The organism is Pseudomonas sp. zfem002 (assembly GCF_032621685.1).
Classification (GTDB): domain Bacteria; phylum Pseudomonadota; class Gammaproteobacteria; order Pseudomonadales; family Pseudomonadaceae; genus Aquipseudomonas; species Aquipseudomonas japonica.
The window spans coordinates 240,126-254,339 of record NZ_JAVYJH010000001.1 but is presented as its reverse complement, the minus strand read 5'-3'; the positions used below and the strand labels follow the sequence as shown (position 1 = coordinate 254,339).

Genomic DNA, 14,214 nt, shown 5'->3' with positions numbered 1-14,214 from the left:
ACGATAGAGACACAGATGTCCGTTCTGACCGATAGGTCACGGATTTTCCCAGACAATGGCATATTTTCCTAGGGCGCGCCCAGTCAGAGCGCGCGCCAGAGGGGCGCAAGCCCTATTCGACGAGGGCCCAGTCGAGTGCCGTGCCGCGTTTCAGCGGCTGCCGGGCCTTGCGCCCGAGCAGGGAATCCAGGTGTTTGGGCGCAAGTCCCAGCCCCGGGCGAATGGCGCGCACATTGCTGCGGTCGAACACCTCGCCGGCCGCCATGTCGCGGACCACGTAGAGCGAGCGGCGGAAGCGTTTCGAGGCCTGTTCGGCCTGGCTGGCGCCGTAGTTGACCTGACCCAGGGCCAGCCAGGCGCGCTCGGTTTCCTGCACCAGCCCAGCCATTTCCGCCGGCTCCAGGGAAAACGCCGCATCCACGCCGCCCTCGGCGCGATCCAGGGTGAAATGCTTTTCCACCACACTGGCCCCCAGCGCCACGGCCGCCACCGCGCCACCGACGCCGAGGGTGTGATCGGACAGGCCGACCTCGCAGCCGAACAGTTCGCGCAGGTGCGGAATGGTCCGCACGTTGCTGTTCTCCGGACTGGCCGGATAGGTGCTGGTGCATTTGAGCAGGACCAGATCGCGACAACCCGCCTCACGCGCGGCGCGCACGGTTTCGTCCAGTTCGGCGAGGCTGGCCATGCCGGTGGAGATGATCATCGGCTTGCCGGTGGCGGCCACCTTGCGGATCAGCGGCAGGTCGGTGTTCTCGAAGCTGGCGATCTTGTAGGCCGGGACATCGAGGCTTTCGAGGAAGTCCACGGCGGTCTCGTCGAACGGCGTGGAGAAGGCCAGCATGCCCAGCTCGCGGGCGCGCCGGAAAATCGGCTCGTGCCATTCCCATGGCGTATAGGCCTTCTGGTACAGCTCGTACAGCGAGGAGCCGGCCCACAGGCTGTTGGGGTCCTCGATGAAGAACTCGCCGTGGCGCAGGTCGAGGGTCATGGTATCGGCGGTGTAGGTCTGCAGTTTCAGCGCATGGGCACCGGCTTTCGCCGCGGCCTCGACGATCTGCAGCGCACGCTCCAGCGACTGGTTGTGATTGCCGCTCATCTCGGCGATCACCAGCGGCGCGACTTCGACGCCGATACGGCGCTGGCCGATGTCAAAACTGCTCATCTTGCGAATCCTTCAATACCCGTTCGAAATGGCACTCGGCCTGTAAGTAACCCGCGCTGCGGAACAGCGTCAGCGATGCCGGATTGTCCGCCAGCACCTGCGCCTCGATGACCTGCAGGCGCGGCCAGCGGCTGCGCGCGGCACGCTCCCCGGCAGCGAGCAGCGCCCTGCCCCAGCCCAGGCCGCAACGCCCGCCGAACAGGTACAGCGACACCCGCGCCCGAGAGGGCTGCAGCAGGTCGTAGCGCAGCATGCCCAGCGGCCCCTGCGCGTCCTCGCCGATCAGCAGCAGGCGCTGGTCGTTGTCCAGGCTCGCCTGCAGCCAGCGGCAATGACTGCCCCAGTCCAGCGTGCCCTGCTGCAGCGAGGCGCGCCGTACCGACTCGGCATTGCGCCCGTCGAACAGCAGGCGCGCGTCTGCGACCTCGGCAGCGCGCAGGCGCAGGCTGTGGGCGAGCAAGGCCACCGCGACCCGGCGCGCGCCCAGGCCATCGACCAGTTGCCGACTGCGCGCGGCGAAATGTTGACGCAGCGGCGCATTGTCCAGCAGCACCGCGATGGCCTGGCGCAGCCCGTCCACCGTGACCTGCCCGGCATCGCCCAGGTACAGGTGCACGCCGGCCCGGGCCAGGGCCTCGGCATTGCCCACCTGATTGTCGGCGACGCTGACGCACAGGCTCGGCAGGCCCATGGCCGCACGCTCCCAGGTCGTCCCGCCACCGGCACCGATGAACAGCGTGGCGGCGCCCATACGCTCGGCCAGGTCGTCGACGAAGGCCAGCAGTTGCCAGCCCGGCTGCTGCTCGACCAGGGCTCGCAGCGCCGCCAGGTCGGCACTGGCCTGGCCGGCGATGCACTGCACCGCGACCTGCTCGATGCCGGCCAGGGCCTGCAGGGTTTTCAGGGTCATCCCGGCCTGGTCGAAACCGCCGAAGCTGACCAGCACGCGCCGGGCGGTCTCGGCCGACGCCTCGCGCTCGCGGCGAAACGCCGGGCGCAGCAAGGCGTAGCGCGGTCCGGCGAGCAGGCGGCACGTCGGCGGCAGCAGCGCCTGGTAGCGCGCAGCGCTGGCGGTGAAGTTCTGGTCCAGCAGCAGGTCGCAGGCGTGGGGGCGATCGGCCAGGTCGTCGATCGCCATGATCCGCCGCGCCCATTGGCGCGCTGCGGTTTCCCAGGTCGCATCGAGCTGGTAGTGGTCGACCACGATCCAGTCGAAAAACGCCCCGGGCGACAACACCGCGCGCAGCGCCAGCATCTCGTCCACTGTGTCCAGCGGCAGGGCGAAGACCTCGTGCCCCGCCGCGGCGATACGGGCCATCTGGTGTCCGGCCAGTTCCCGGCAGGCGAAGGCCACTTTCGCCCCGCCGGCCACCAGCTCCGCCGCCAGGGTCAGGCAGCGGGCGACATGGCCGATGCCCAGGGAACTGCCAGCATCCACGCGAAACAGCAGGTTCAATCGTCCAGTTCCCCGGCGGCGCGCAGCACGCTGTACAGGTATTCGGCACGTACCCAGTCGTCCTCGGTATCGATGTCCTGGACCAGGTGCCGCGGCACCATCACCGGCAGGCTGCGCTCGGAAAACAGCGGCTCGCCACGCACCCAGGCCTCGCTGCGGCCCCAGTAGAACTGGGCGGCATCCTGGTAGGCATGGGGCAGGTCCTGCGAGCGGGTGTCGCGGTACTGCGGATACAGCGGCGTCAGGGCGCCGTCATCGGTCAGGGTCAGCGCCCGCTGCACCGGGAAGCCGACGCTGCAGACGGAAAACGCATAGTCCTTGTGCGGCTGCGCCACCAGGGTCTCGTAGCCCGCGCGCAGGTAGCGCTTCTGCAGCAGGGGCGCGGTGGCATACACGCAGCACGCCAGTTCGGCCCAGTAGCCCTGTTCTTCCAGGGTCCGCAGGGCATGCACGATCACCGCAAGGGTACTGGCATGATCGTCGGCCAGGTTCGCCGGGCGCATGAACGGCACCTCGGCCCCCAGCTCGCGGGCCACGTCGGCGATCAGCGGATCGTCGGTGCTGACCACCACCCGCTCGAACAGGCCGCTGCCCAGCGCCGCACGGATCGAGTAGGCCATGATCGGCTCGCCCTGGAACAGCTTGCGGTTCTTGCCGGGAATCCGCTTGCTGTCGCCGCGCGCCGGGATGATCGCTACCGCACCGCTCATGCCCGCAGCTCCGACAACAGCCCGGCCAGCATCGCCACCACGCGATCCTGCTGGGCCTCGCTGAGGTCCGGATACAACGGCAGGGTGATGGCCTGGCGGTAGTAGCGCTCCGCCTCGGGGAAGTCGCCGGGGGCGAAGCCGAGGTCACGGTAGTACGGCTGCAGGTGAATCGGGATGTAGTGCAGGTTGACGTTGATGCCCGCCGCGCGCAGGCCGTCGAACACCGCGCGATGATGACCTTCGAGGTGTTCGTGCAGGCGCACCACGTAGAGATGCCAGGCCGAGTGCGCCTCGGCCTGCGCCGTCGGCAACTGCAGCGGCAGGCCGGCCAGCTGGCGCTGGTAGCGCGCGGCCAGCTGGCGGCGGCGCTCGAGGAAGGTGTCGAGGCGGCGCAGCTGCGACAGGCCAAGGGCGGCCTGGATGTCGCACATGCGGTAATTGAAACCCAGCTCGGTCTGCTGGTAGTACCAGCCGCCATGGGTGGCTTCGCTCATCTGCGCCGGATCGCGGGTGATGCCGTGGCTGCGCAGGCCGCGCAGGTGCCGGGCCAGCTCGGGATCGTTGCACAGGACCATGCCGCCTTCGCCGCTGGTAATGATCTTCACCGGGTGGAAGCTGAACACCGTCATGTCGGCATGGCGACCGCAGCCCACCGGCTCGCCGGCATAGTCGGCGCCAAAGGCATGGGCGGCATCCTCGATCACGCGGAAACCGTATTCACGGCCCAGGCGGGCGATCTCGGCCATGTCGCAGCTCTGCCCGGAGAACGCCACCGCCACCAGCACCCTGGGCAACCGCCCGGCACCGCGGGCCTGCTCCAGCTTGCGCGCCAGGGCACGGACGTCGAGGTTCCAGGTCAGCGGGTCGATGTCGACGAAATCCACCTCGGCGCCGCAGTAGCGCGCGCAGTTGGCCGAGGCGACGAAACTGTTGGGACTGGTCCACAGCCAGTCGCCGGCGCCGAGCCCGGCGGCCAGGCAGGCCAGGTGCAGGCCGGCGGTGGCATTGCTGACCGCCACCGCATGGGCGGCGCGGCAGCGTTCGGCCACCGCCTGCTCGAAACGTTCCAGGGTCGGGCCCTGGGTCAGCCAGTCGGAACGCAGCACCTCGACCACGGCGTCGATATCGGCCTGGTCGAGGTTCTGCCGGCCATAGGGAATGTTCGTGGCCGGCTCCACCGGCAGGCACCTCTCGGTCAACGGCATCCGGCTCACGCTTGCCGACGGCAATGCCGCGGCCAGGCTGCCGGCCAGTTCCACCGGCGCGCCGGACAGCGTGCGGCCGAACGCGCCGATGACGCTGGAAGTAAAGAGGGACTTGTCGTCGAACATGCCTGAATCCTGGCAGGGTCGCCGCCCCGGGGGACGGGGCGACGACCGGAACTCGCAGTGGGCGGAGGGCGGAAAACCAACGTTTTTCTGACCTCTGCCCTGTTTACCCAAGCCCGAAGCAAGAGTCAGGCCACTCCCTGGCCATCGCGCGGGTTCAGCCGATCAGGGCGTTCCAGTCGAACGCGGCGTTGGCCGGCGTCAGGCTGCGCCCGTGGGCAGCGCTGTGCCACAGGCCGCTCCACTTCTGGCGCAGGGCGGCGAGCGCCACGGCATCGTCCGGCAGCAGGCCCGGATGGACCACCTGGACCTGTGGCGTCCACACGGTCAGCAGACCGGCATCGGCGACTTTCAGGCACAGGTCGACATCGGCATAGCTGTCGGCGAAGAGCGCTTCGTCCAGCCCGCCGAGGGCACGGAACACTTCGCTGCGCACCATCAGGCAGGCCGCCGAGACCGCCGGGTAGTTCTGCTCCACCGCGGCCTGGCCGAGGTAGCCGCTGTCACCCTTGGCCAGGCCGACATGGGCCGCGCGCACGCCTTCGGCCGCGAGCATCAGGCCGCCCTGGGTGACCTTGCCGTGCTCGTCCACCAGCTTGGCGCCGACCACACCGACTTCCGGACGCTGCGCCTGGTTGAGCAGCAGTTCCAGCCAGTTGGCGTTGACCACCTCGGCATCGGCGGCCAACAGCACCAGGTATTCACCCGTGGCTTCGGCGCTGGCGGCGTTGATCAGCGCCGCGCCACTCAGGCGCTGCGTGCTCTGCAGCACGCGCACGCGCCCGCCGAGCTTCTGCAGTTGCTCCAGCCATTGCAGGTGCTCTGGCGACTGGCTGGCGTTGTCGGCGATCAGCACCTCGTAGCGCATGTAGCGGGTGCGCTGGAGGATGCTTTCCAGGCAGCGCTGCAGCGCTTGCTGATTGTCCTCGCTGCGCAGGATGATCGACACCTGCGGCCGCTCCAGATGGCGGTAGTCGATGCGCAGGGCACCCGGCTGCGCCGAACTGACCTGGGCCTTGTAGCCACGTCCGGACAGGTGCCGGGCCAGGGCCTGGCGGGCATGCTCGTTGTGCTTGAGTTCCGGCGCACGGCTGATCAGCAGCGGCTCGTCGAGGTGGGCCAGGCCGCTCAGGCCGCCTTTCTCGATCAGGCGCAGGAGCAGTTCGTATTCCAGCGCATCGCTGAATTCGCTGGCATAGCCGCCCGCCTCCAGGAGCACTTCGCGGCGCACCAGCCAGTGCCGCGCCATCAGCACCGGCAGGCTCTGCAGCAGGTCGAGGTTGATCCCCGGGCGCAGCACCTCGCGCCAGGCGCCGCCGCCCAGTTGCTGGATCTCGTCCACCGCCACCGCACGGCAGTCCGGCGCGTCGAGCAGCTCCAGGCCGGCACGCAGCAGACCGGCGCCGGTGAACTCGTCACCCGCCTCGGCCAGCATCAGCCAGTCGCAGGACATCTGCCCGGCAATCTGGTTGATCTTGTCGATATAGTCGTCCTTGCTCACCCGCACGAAGTGCAGGGTCTGCTGCAGGGTGGTCATCGCCGGCAGCGCGCCGGTGGTGAACACGACGATGCGGAAGGCGCGGCTGACCCCGCCGAGCAGGCTGTCGAAGGTCGCCTGCAATTTGACTTCGTCGTGGTCCAGGTTGAGCAGGAGAATGCCGATCTGCGGCCCACCCTGATGCTGCCCGAGGTATGCGCTGACCGCCTCGCGCACACTCTGCTCGGGCTCACGCGCTTGCAGCCAGTCGAGCAGACGCCCGGAGGGCTGGGCACTGAGCAGCGCGCGACCGCCATCACTGGCCACCGCTTCCAGGCGCCGCGCCCAGCCGCGCAGTTTGTCGGCTTCCTCGGTTTCGCCGTTGTCGTGCAGCAGTTCGGCAAGATGCCTGACCACCGTCAGGTTGTACGGCGCAAGCTCCAGCGCGTGGCGAGCACGCACGATGCGGCTGTGCGCGTGGTCGTCGCCGCGCTCGGCGAGCAGGCGCTCCTGCTGCAGCCACAGCGGTTCCAGTTGTTCCTGTTGCAGGCGCCCGGCGGGCATGGCGTGGAGGAGGAATTCGATCTCGTCCAGTTGCTCGAAGAAGGCCTGGTTGTAGAACGGCAAGTTGACGTACTGCGTCGGCAGGAACGAGCGGGTCGGTGCCTCACCCGGACCGTTGACGATGGACGAGAAGATCGCCTCGATAGTCAGCGAGCGTCCGCCCGCCAGGCCCTCGTACGTCAGCGCGAAACTCTGCCGGGCAAAGGCGCGCAGTTGCTCGCGCTCACCCTTGAGCGGCGTGTCCAGGCCGGCCAGGACCTCGGTGAACTCCTCACGGCTGGCCACCGATACCGGGTCCGGCAGGGCCAGGGCGTAGGTGACTTCGGTGTTGTGCTCGGAGGCGCCGTAGTTGGCTTCGCGCAGCGCGTAGGGAATCGGCAGCAGGCGCGCCTTGGCACTGGCCAGGAGGAACCAGACATGGCTGATCTCCAGCCATTCGAAGCGCAGTTTCGGCGGAATCTGCGCAATCCAGTCCTGCAGCAGCGCGGTGCGGGTCACCGCATAGAACGGCGGGATGAAGGCGTACAGGTAATCGAGGATGCGCTGGCGCGGATCGTCGCTGGCGTAGTCTTCCTGGCCGAGCTTCTTGTCGCGGCGGTAGTAGTTGATGTGCCCGGCTTCGGCCAGGTACATCATGCTGTAGCCCTGGCAGATACCGTAGTCCGGGTGGGCTTCGAGGAAGTCCAGCGACTCGGCGATGGCCTGCGGCAGGATGAAATCGTCATCCGCCACCAGGGCCATGTAGGGCGTGGTCACCAGGCCCAGGCCGTGCTGGATCTTGGCCTGGAAGCCCTGGTAGTCGAACTGCGGCAGGTGCCGGTAGTCGACCCGCGGGTAGCGTTCGGCGATACCGGCGGCCGGCTCCGGCGAGGAGTCCAGGACCAGCAGGGTCCCCGGGAAGTCCTTGTAGTACTGCAGGGCACGACGCAGGAAGCCCGGGCGCTTGTGGGTCAGCATGACCAGGGTGAACTGGGTGTTCAGGATGGGGCTTGGCATGTCGGTACCTGACGGCAAATCGGCGGTGATCTTCAGGGCCTCATCGCGGGCAACGCCCGCTCCCACCGATCAGGTGGCGATGAGGCCAATCAAATGAACGGTTTCAGCGCACCCGGCGCAGATAGCCGTCCGGGGCGACGCTGATCAGCAGCTTGTCCTGCATCTGCTGGTCGATCTCGAAGTCGCTGTTTTCCTTCAGGTAGGCCCAGACCGCGGTCTTCGGGTTGTCCCCCGGTCCCCATGGACGGTCCGGGAAGAATTCCGGCGGCATGTCCTCGACCACGGTGTCCATCACCACGCAGTAGCTGCCCAGCGCCACCAGCGGCGCATAGGCGCGCAGCTCTTCGAGCACGTGCTCATGGGTGTGGTTGGAATCCAGCACGAGGATGACCTTCTTGCCCTCGGCGATGGCGCGCACCTGCTCGACCACGGCCGGATCGATGCTCGAACCCTCGATCATCGAGATGCGCCTGGCCATCTGATGGCTTTCGATGGCTTCGCGGTTGTGCGGGCGGATGTCCAGGTCGATGCCCAGCACCTCGCCATGGCCCTGCAGCTCCAGCAGCGAGGCGTAGTAGATGATCGAGCCGCCGTGGGCGATGCCGCACTCGATGATCAGGTCCGGCTTGACCCGCCAGATGATCTCCTGCATCGCCAGCATGTCCTGGGGCAGCTGGATGATCGGCCGGCCCATCCAGGAGAAGTGGTAGCTGTACTTGTGCTTGGCCGACTCGTTGAAGAAGTCCCGGGCCAGGCCCTTGAGTTGCTCGTCCTGGCCCTGGGCCTGGATGCCGGCTGCGCATTCGGCTTCGAAGGCTTTGATAACGTCGGTCATGGTGCTGTCTCTCTGGGAAGTCATTGAAATGCGGCGCTGTCGACGGCGTGGTAGACGAAGCGGTCGGCGGTCATGCGACGGATTTCTTCGAGGTAGTTGGAATTCATCACGAACAGGTTGGCGCCGTCGGGCAAGGCGGCCATGGCCTCCTGCGGCGACGACACGCGCGCGCCGCTGAGCGGCAGGTAGCGGCCCTGTTTGGCCGGGTTGATGTCGACCACCTGGTCGACCGCCACCCCGGCGCGCTGCAGGAACAGCGAATAGATCACGCCCTTGGACGAGGCGCCCCAGATCGCCGAGCCCTTGTCGGCGTCGCGGCGGACGATGGCCACCGCGTGCTCCAGGCTGGCACTGAAATCGTCGGGCAGGCGCAGCGGTTCGCTCCCGTCAGCGTCCGGACGACGCAGGCTGGCGAGGTCGGCGACCACGTACAGGTACTGCCCGCCGAACAGGCGACCGCCTTCCAGCACGCGACCGAACAGACGCTGCAGGTCGGCGAGGCGGAAATAGTTGACGTGCTCGTAGAACAGGTCGAACCAGGCCTTGTGCTCGATGATCCAGTCCAGGCACGGCACTTCGATGTAGATCAGGCCGCTGTCGCCATTGGCCCGGGCGATCTCGTGGAGGAAGCTCACCGGGTCGGCGATGTGCTCCAGCACATGGCGCAGGACGATGGCCTCGGCGCGCAGGTCCAGCGCGGGGGTGAACGGCGCCTTGATCACGTCGGCGTTGTCGCCTTCGTAGGCCGGGTCGATGCCGGTCACGGCGTAGCCGCGCTCGCGCAGCAGCTCAAGGAAGTACCCTTTGCCGCACCCGACCTCGATCAGGCTGCGCCCTTTGAAATGCCGGGCGACGATGGCCTCGACATCGTTCAAGTGGCGCTGGAACTGGCCCGAGTGCGCCTGCTCGTTCTGGTAGTCGCTGTCGTAGCTGAGCTTGTCGGCATCGAAGGCGTCGTTGAAGACCAGGCCGGTGCGGCTGTCCTGCACCAGGCGCATGTCGGCGCTGGCACTGGCGCGGGCGCTGGCGGCATCGGCGAAGGTACGGTTCTGCAGCACCGGCAGGGCGCTGGCGCGGTACAGCTCATGCTTCATGTTGTGCTCCCAGCAAGGCGCGCAGGCGCCGGGCATCGCCCCAGAAGGCCATGGGCTCGTGCGTCGGGTAAGGGTAGTGACCGAGGTTCAGGGCGATGCGCGCAGCGCGCGCGGCGCAGTGGCGTTCCACCAGGCTGCGGACCGACACCGGCTGGCCGCTGCAGACATTGACCACGCCGCTGAAATCACGGCGCAGCAGCAGATCCGCGAGGTGCGCGGTGGCCGTCTCGATCGGCAGGAAGTCGCGCAGTTGCTCGCCCGCGGACATGTCGAAACGCGCCTGCCCGGCATCGATCGCCCGGTCCAGTGCCGCCAGCAGGCTGTTGGGGTTCTGCCCCGGACCGTACAGGTAGAACAGTCGCGCCCACTGCAGGGTGAACGGCCGTTGCTGGCGCAGGGTGTCGAGGAACAGGCGCAGGCTGTGCTTGGCCAGGCCATAGGCATTGGCCGGGCGGCACTCCACCGTTTCAGCCAGCGGGCCACTCTGCAGGCCGTATTCGAAGCAGGTGCCGGTGACCTGCACCTGCCCGACCCCGGCCTCGACCGCGCGCTTGATGAAGCCATAGTCGGCCATGAGGTTGTGTTCGAGGTGAAACAGGCCCTGGTAGTTCGGCAGCCCCGGCCAGGCCAGATGGACCAGCGCATCGACCCCCTCGCAGAGGGCGGCGACGTCGGTGTCCGGGCTGTGGATGTCGGCGCTGACGAATTCGACCTGGTCGAACCAGGGCAGCGCTCGCGCCGGCTCTTCGCGCCGGGCCACCGCGCGAACCTGGCAGCCGCGCTCCAGCAGCGCCGCGACCAGGTGCTGGCCAACGAAACCGCTGGCGCCGGTGAGCAATACCTTCATCACAGGACGGTCAGCTCCGGCACGGCGATGACGAAGCGACCGCCCCATTCACGCACCAGCGCCTGTTGTTCGCTGACTTCCTTGAGCAGGTTCCACGGCAACACCAGCACGTAGTCCGGCTGCTCGATGGCCAGGCGCTCCGGCGCCACCACCGGGATGCGACTGCCCGGGAGGAACTTGCCCTGCTTGTGCGGGTTGGCGTCGGCGACCCAGGCCAGCAGGTCGCCACGCACCCCGGCGTAGTTGAGCAGGGTGTTGCCCTTGGCCGCGGCGCCGTAGCCGACCACGCGCTTGCCCTCGGCCTTCGCCTGGAGCAGGAAGCGCAGCAACTGGTGCTTGATGCGTTCGGCGGCGGGGGCCAGGGTCGCGTAGAAGTCCGCGCTGGTCACGCCGACCTTGTCTTCCGTTTCCAGCAGTGCCTGCACCGCCGGCAAGACGGCCTGCGGACCACCCGCGCGCTGCACGAAGACCCGCAGCGAACCGCCGTGGGTCGGCAGTTCCTCGACGTCGAAGATCTCCAGGCCATTGCGCTGGCACAGGGTGCGCACCGCGGTCAGCGACAGGTAGGAATAGTGCTCGTGGTACAGGGTGTCGAACTGGTGCTCGGCCATCAGGCTGAGCAGGTGCGGAAACTCGAAGGTGGCAACACCCGCCGGCTTGAGCAGGGTGGCGAAACCGCGGAGGAAATCGTTGATGTCCGGTACATGCGCCAGGACGTTGTTGGCCGCCATCAGGTCGGCGGCCCAGCCCTCTTCCACCAGGGCCCGCGCGCTCGCTTCGCCGAAGAACAGCTCGCGGATCTCCAGGCCTTTTTCCCGCGCCGCCTGGGCCGTGCTGCGGGTCGGCTCGACGCCGAGGCAGGGAATGCCGCGGGCGGCGACGTACTGCAGCAGGTAGCCATCGTTGGCGGCGATCTCCACCACGCGGCTGTGTTCAGCCAGGTCGAAACGCGCGCTCATGTCCTCGACGTACTGGCGGGCATGGGCCAGCCAGGAACTGGAGTAGGAGCTGAAATAGGCGTAGTCGGCATCGAACAGCGCGTCGGCGCGGGTGTAGTCCTCGGTCTGCACCAGCCAGCACTGCTGGCAGACGCCGACCTTCAGCGGTACCCAGGCCTCGGCCTGGGCCAGTTGCCCGGCGCGCAGGTAGGCGTTGGAAGGCGGCGCGGTGCCCAGGTCGATCAGCGGCAGGCTCAGCGCTGCGCCACAGCCACGGCAATTCATGCGGACACTCCGGTGAAATGATGATCCAGCCAGGGATGGGCTTCATCCCGGGCCGACAGATTCTTGACAGGCAGCGGCCAGTCGATCGCCAGGCGCGGGTCGTGCACCGACAGCCCGCCCTCGCGGCCCGGCGCGTAGTCGGCGCTGTGCAGGTAGAGCAGCTCGGCTTCTTCGCCCAGCACCTGGAAGCCATGGGCGAAACCGGCGGGGATCAGCAGGCTGCGGCCGTCGCCGGCTTCGAGGCGTTCGGCGTGCCAGTGCAGGAAGGTCGGCGAGCCCTGGCGCAGATCCACCGCCACGTCCCACACCGCACCGCGCAGGCAGGTGATCAGCTTGGCTTCCGGCTGGTCGCCCTGCTGGTAGTGCAGGCCGCGCACGGAGCCTGCGCCGAGGGTGTGCGAATGGTTGATCTGGCGGATAGGGAACGGCACGCCCAGCCCGGCCAGGCTGCCTTCGCAGAACAGCCGGGCGAACTGCCCGCGGGCGTCGCCGTGGCGCTTGTGCACGACGCTGTACAGGCCGGCGAGCGGCAGGGCTTGCAGCTGCAGGTCGCTCACGACAGCTCCGCGTACAGGTTGAGCTGGTCGAGGGTCACCGCGCGCAGGTCGCCGCCGCGCTTCCAGGCCAGGTGCCATTGCAGGGTGTGCTCCAGGCACTCGCGCAACGACCAGCGGGTACGCCAGCCAAGCAGCTGGCGCGCGCGGCCGCTGTCCAGGCGCAGCACGCCGGCCTCATGCAGTTCGCTCGGCTCGACGCGGATTCCCGGCGACTCCGGCCACTGCCGGGACAGGTGGGCGACCACTTCGCCGACGCTGCACATGTCGCCCTCGTTGGGCCCGAAGTTCCACGCCCCGGAGAATGCCGGGCCCTGGGTGTAGAGCCGATGGGCCAGCAGCAGGTAGCCGGCCAGCGGCTCCAGGGCGTGCTGCCACGGGCGTACCGCCTGTGGATAACGCAGGGTCACCGGGTGCCCGGCATCCCAGGCCTTGAGTACATCGGGAATCAGCCGTTCGGCGGCGAAGTCGCCACCGCCGAGGACGTTGCCGGCGCGCGCGGTGGCCAGGGCCAGGCCGTGCTCGGCATGCTTGTCCGGCGGGAAGAAGGAAGCCGTATAGGACTGCGCCAGCAGCTCGCAGCAGGCCTTGCTGCTGCTGTACGGATCGTGGCCGCCCAGCGCTTCGTTCTCGCGGTAGGGCCATGGCCATTCCTGGTTGGCGTAGACCTTGTCGGTGGTGACCAGCACCACCGAACGCACGCCGCCGACCTGGCGGATCGCTTCGAGCAGGTTGAGGGTGCCCATGACGTTGCTGGAATAGGTACCCAGCGGATCGCGATAGGCCTCGCGCACCAGCGGTTGCGCGGCCAGGTGCAGGACGATCTCCGGCTGCGCCTCGGCCACCACTTCGAGCAGCGCGCCAAGGTCGCGCAGGTCGCCGCGGGCGTCCTTGATGTCGCGGCCGACCGCGGCCAGGTCGTAGAGGTTGGGACCCGGCTGCGGATCGAGGGCGAAGCCGGTGACTTCGGCGCCCAGCTCACGCAGCCACAGTGCCAGCCAGCTGCCCTTGAAACCGGTGTGGCCGGTCAGCAGGACGCGCTTGCCCTGCCAGAAATCGGCGCTCAGGCCCACTGTTTCCATGGGGCCTCCCCGCTCTGCCAGAGGTGTTCGAGATGGTTCTTGTCGCGCAGGGTGTCCATCGGATGCCAGAAGCCATCGTGCTGGAAGGCCTGCAACTGGCCTTCGGCGGCCAGTTGCGCGAGGGGCTCGGATTCCCAGGAGCAGTGGTCGTCGCTGATGTAGGGCAGCACTTTCGGCGAAAGGACGAAGAAGCCGCCGTTGATCCAGCCGCCGTCACCGCGGGGCTTCTCGACGAAGCCGCGCACGGCGTCGCCGTCGCGTTCCAGCGCGCCGTAGCGTCCGGGCGGCTGGACCGCGGTGACGGTGGCGAGCTTGCCGTGGCCCAGGTGGAAATCCACCAGGGCCCCGATGTTCAGGTCGGAAACGCCATCACCGTAGGTGAAGCAGAACGCCTTCTCGTCTTCCAGGTAGCGCGCGGCGCGGCGCAGGCGGCCACCGGTCATGGTTTCCTCACCGGTGTCGATCAGGGTCACGCGCCATGGCTCGCTGTAGTTCTGATGCACGTCCATGCGGTTGGCGCGCATGTCGAAGGTGACGTCGGAGGTGTGCAGGAAGTAGTTGGCGAAGAAATCCTTGATCGCGTAGCCCTTGTAGCCGAGGCAGATCACGAAGTCGTGGATACCGTGGGCCGAGTACTGCTTCATGATGTGCCAGAGAATTGGCTTGCCGCCGATCTCGATCATCGGCTTCGGCTTGAGGTGCGACTCTTCGCTGATGCGAGTGCCCAGTCCACCGGCCAGTATTACTGCCTTCATGTCCTTCCCTCTCGTACTGATAAATCGCGCAGGCGCGGGATTTATGGCGATGGGAGGGGGACTTGCAGGAAACGCGCCAGATTGTTCAGGCCGCTTGCCTGTAGGAGCTGGCTTGCCTGCGAAGGACC

Annotated in this window: 12 protein-coding genes; all 12 read right to left on the bottom strand. The window is 67.8% G+C overall.

The window, feature by feature from the left end:
- Positions 1 to 112: 112 nt before the first annotated feature.
- The 12 genes from pseI to rfbF all read right to left on the bottom strand — a co-directional run bounded on the left by pseI (position 113) and on the right by rfbF (position 14,086).
- On the bottom strand, positions 113 to 1,165 hold the full coding sequence (gene pseI / locus RTI28_RS01090; RefSeq protein ID WP_316918738.1) for a pseudaminic acid synthase: 1,053 nt from the start codon (positions 1,163 to 1,165) through the stop codon (positions 113 to 115).
- Positions 1,152 to 2,621 (bottom strand): UDP-2,4-diacetamido-2,4,6-trideoxy-beta-L-altropyranose hydrolase, encoded by a 1,470-nt coding sequence (gene pseG, locus RTI28_RS01085; protein ID WP_316918737.1) that lies wholly within the window; start codon positions 2,619 to 2,621, stop codon positions 1,152 to 1,154. Before pseG ends, pseI begins: the two co-directional genes overlap by 14 nt.
- A complete protein-coding gene (gene pseF, locus RTI28_RS01080) occupies positions 2,618 to 3,331 on the bottom strand; it encodes a pseudaminic acid cytidylyltransferase (RefSeq protein WP_316918736.1) in 714 nt (237 codons plus the stop codon). The genes pseG and pseF overlap by 4 nt, the downstream gene beginning before the upstream one ends.
- Positions 3,328 to 4,536 (bottom strand): UDP-4-amino-4,6-dideoxy-N-acetyl-beta-L-altrosamine transaminase, encoded by a 1,209-nt coding sequence (gene pseC, locus RTI28_RS01075; RefSeq protein WP_316919101.1) that lies wholly within the window; start codon positions 4,534 to 4,536, stop codon positions 3,328 to 3,330. The genes pseF and pseC overlap by 4 nt, the downstream gene beginning before the upstream one ends.
- A gap of 280 nt (positions 4,537 to 4,816) precedes the next feature.
- Positions 4,817 to 7,696 carry a TIGR00180 family glycosyltransferase gene (locus RTI28_RS01070; protein ID WP_316918735.1) on the bottom strand — a complete coding sequence of 960 codons (2,880 nt, stop codon included), beginning with the start codon at positions 7,694 to 7,696 and terminating at the stop codon, positions 4,817 to 4,819.
- Between the two features lie 103 nt (positions 7,697 to 7,799).
- Positions 7,800 to 8,531 (bottom strand): cephalosporin hydroxylase family protein, encoded by a 732-nt coding sequence (locus tag RTI28_RS01065; RefSeq protein ID WP_316918734.1) that lies wholly within the window; start codon positions 8,529 to 8,531, stop codon positions 7,800 to 7,802.
- 20 nt (positions 8,532 to 8,551) lie between these two features.
- Entirely contained in the window at positions 8,552 to 9,625 is a 1,074-nt protein-coding gene (locus RTI28_RS01060; RefSeq protein WP_316918733.1) for a class I SAM-dependent methyltransferase, read from the bottom strand.
- Positions 9,615 to 10,472: an NAD(P)-dependent oxidoreductase gene (locus RTI28_RS01055; RefSeq protein ID WP_316918732.1), complete on the bottom strand. Its 858-nt coding sequence runs from the start codon at positions 10,470 to 10,472 to the stop codon at positions 9,615 to 9,617. Before RTI28_RS01055 ends, RTI28_RS01060 begins: the two co-directional genes overlap by 11 nt.
- Complete coding sequence (locus RTI28_RS01050) at positions 10,472 to 11,695, bottom strand: class I SAM-dependent methyltransferase (RefSeq protein WP_316918731.1); 1,224 nt, start codon at positions 11,693 to 11,695, stop codon at positions 10,472 to 10,474. Before RTI28_RS01050 ends, RTI28_RS01055 begins: the two co-directional genes overlap by 1 nt.
- On the bottom strand, positions 11,692 to 12,252 hold the full coding sequence (locus RTI28_RS01045) for a dTDP-4-dehydrorhamnose 3,5-epimerase (RefSeq protein ID WP_316918730.1): 561 nt from the start codon (positions 12,250 to 12,252) through the stop codon (positions 11,692 to 11,694). The genes RTI28_RS01050 and RTI28_RS01045 overlap by 4 nt, the downstream gene beginning before the upstream one ends.
- Complete coding sequence (gene rfbG / locus RTI28_RS01040; protein ID WP_316918729.1) at positions 12,249 to 13,331, bottom strand: CDP-glucose 4,6-dehydratase; 1,083 nt, start codon at positions 13,329 to 13,331, stop codon at positions 12,249 to 12,251. Before rfbG ends, RTI28_RS01045 begins: the two co-directional genes overlap by 4 nt.
- Entirely contained in the window at positions 13,313 to 14,086 is a 774-nt protein-coding gene (gene rfbF, locus RTI28_RS01035) for a glucose-1-phosphate cytidylyltransferase (protein WP_316918728.1), read from the bottom strand. The genes rfbG and rfbF overlap by 19 nt, the downstream gene beginning before the upstream one ends.
- Positions 14,087 to 14,214: the final 128 nt, after the last annotated feature.

Coding starts and splice junctions, on each gene's coding strand:
- rfbG (WP_316918729.1), bottom strand. CDS start 13,331: ATGGAAACAGTGGGCCTGAGCGCCGATTTCTGGCAGGGCAAGCGCGTC.
- RTI28_RS01055 (WP_316918732.1), bottom strand. CDS start 10,472: ATGAAGGTATTGCTCACCGGCGCCAGCGGTTTCGTTGGCCAGCACCTG.
- pseF (WP_316918736.1), bottom strand. CDS start 3,331: ATGAGCGGTGCGGTAGCGATCATCCCGGCGCGCGGCGACAGCAAGCGG.
- RTI28_RS01070 (WP_316918735.1), bottom strand. CDS start 7,696: ATGCCAAGCCCCATCCTGAACACCCAGTTCACCCTGGTCATGCTGACC.
- RTI28_RS01065 (WP_316918734.1), bottom strand. CDS start 8,531: ATGACCGACGTTATCAAAGCCTTCGAAGCCGAATGCGCAGCCGGCATC.
- RTI28_RS01060 (WP_316918733.1), bottom strand. CDS start 9,625: ATGAAGCATGAGCTGTACCGCGCCAGCGCCCTGCCGGTGCTGCAGAAC.
- pseC (WP_316919101.1), bottom strand. CDS start 4,536: ATGCCGTTGACCGAGAGGTGCCTGCCGGTGGAGCCGGCCACGAACATT.
- RTI28_RS01050 (WP_316918731.1), bottom strand. CDS start 11,695: ATGAATTGCCGTGGCTGTGGCGCAGCGCTGAGCCTGCCGCTGATCGAC.
- pseI (WP_316918738.1), bottom strand. CDS start 1,165: ATGAGCAGTTTTGACATCGGCCAGCGCCGTATCGGCGTCGAAGTCGCG.
- rfbF (WP_316918728.1), bottom strand. CDS start 14,086: ATGAAGGCAGTAATACTGGCCGGTGGACTGGGCACTCGCATCAGCGAA.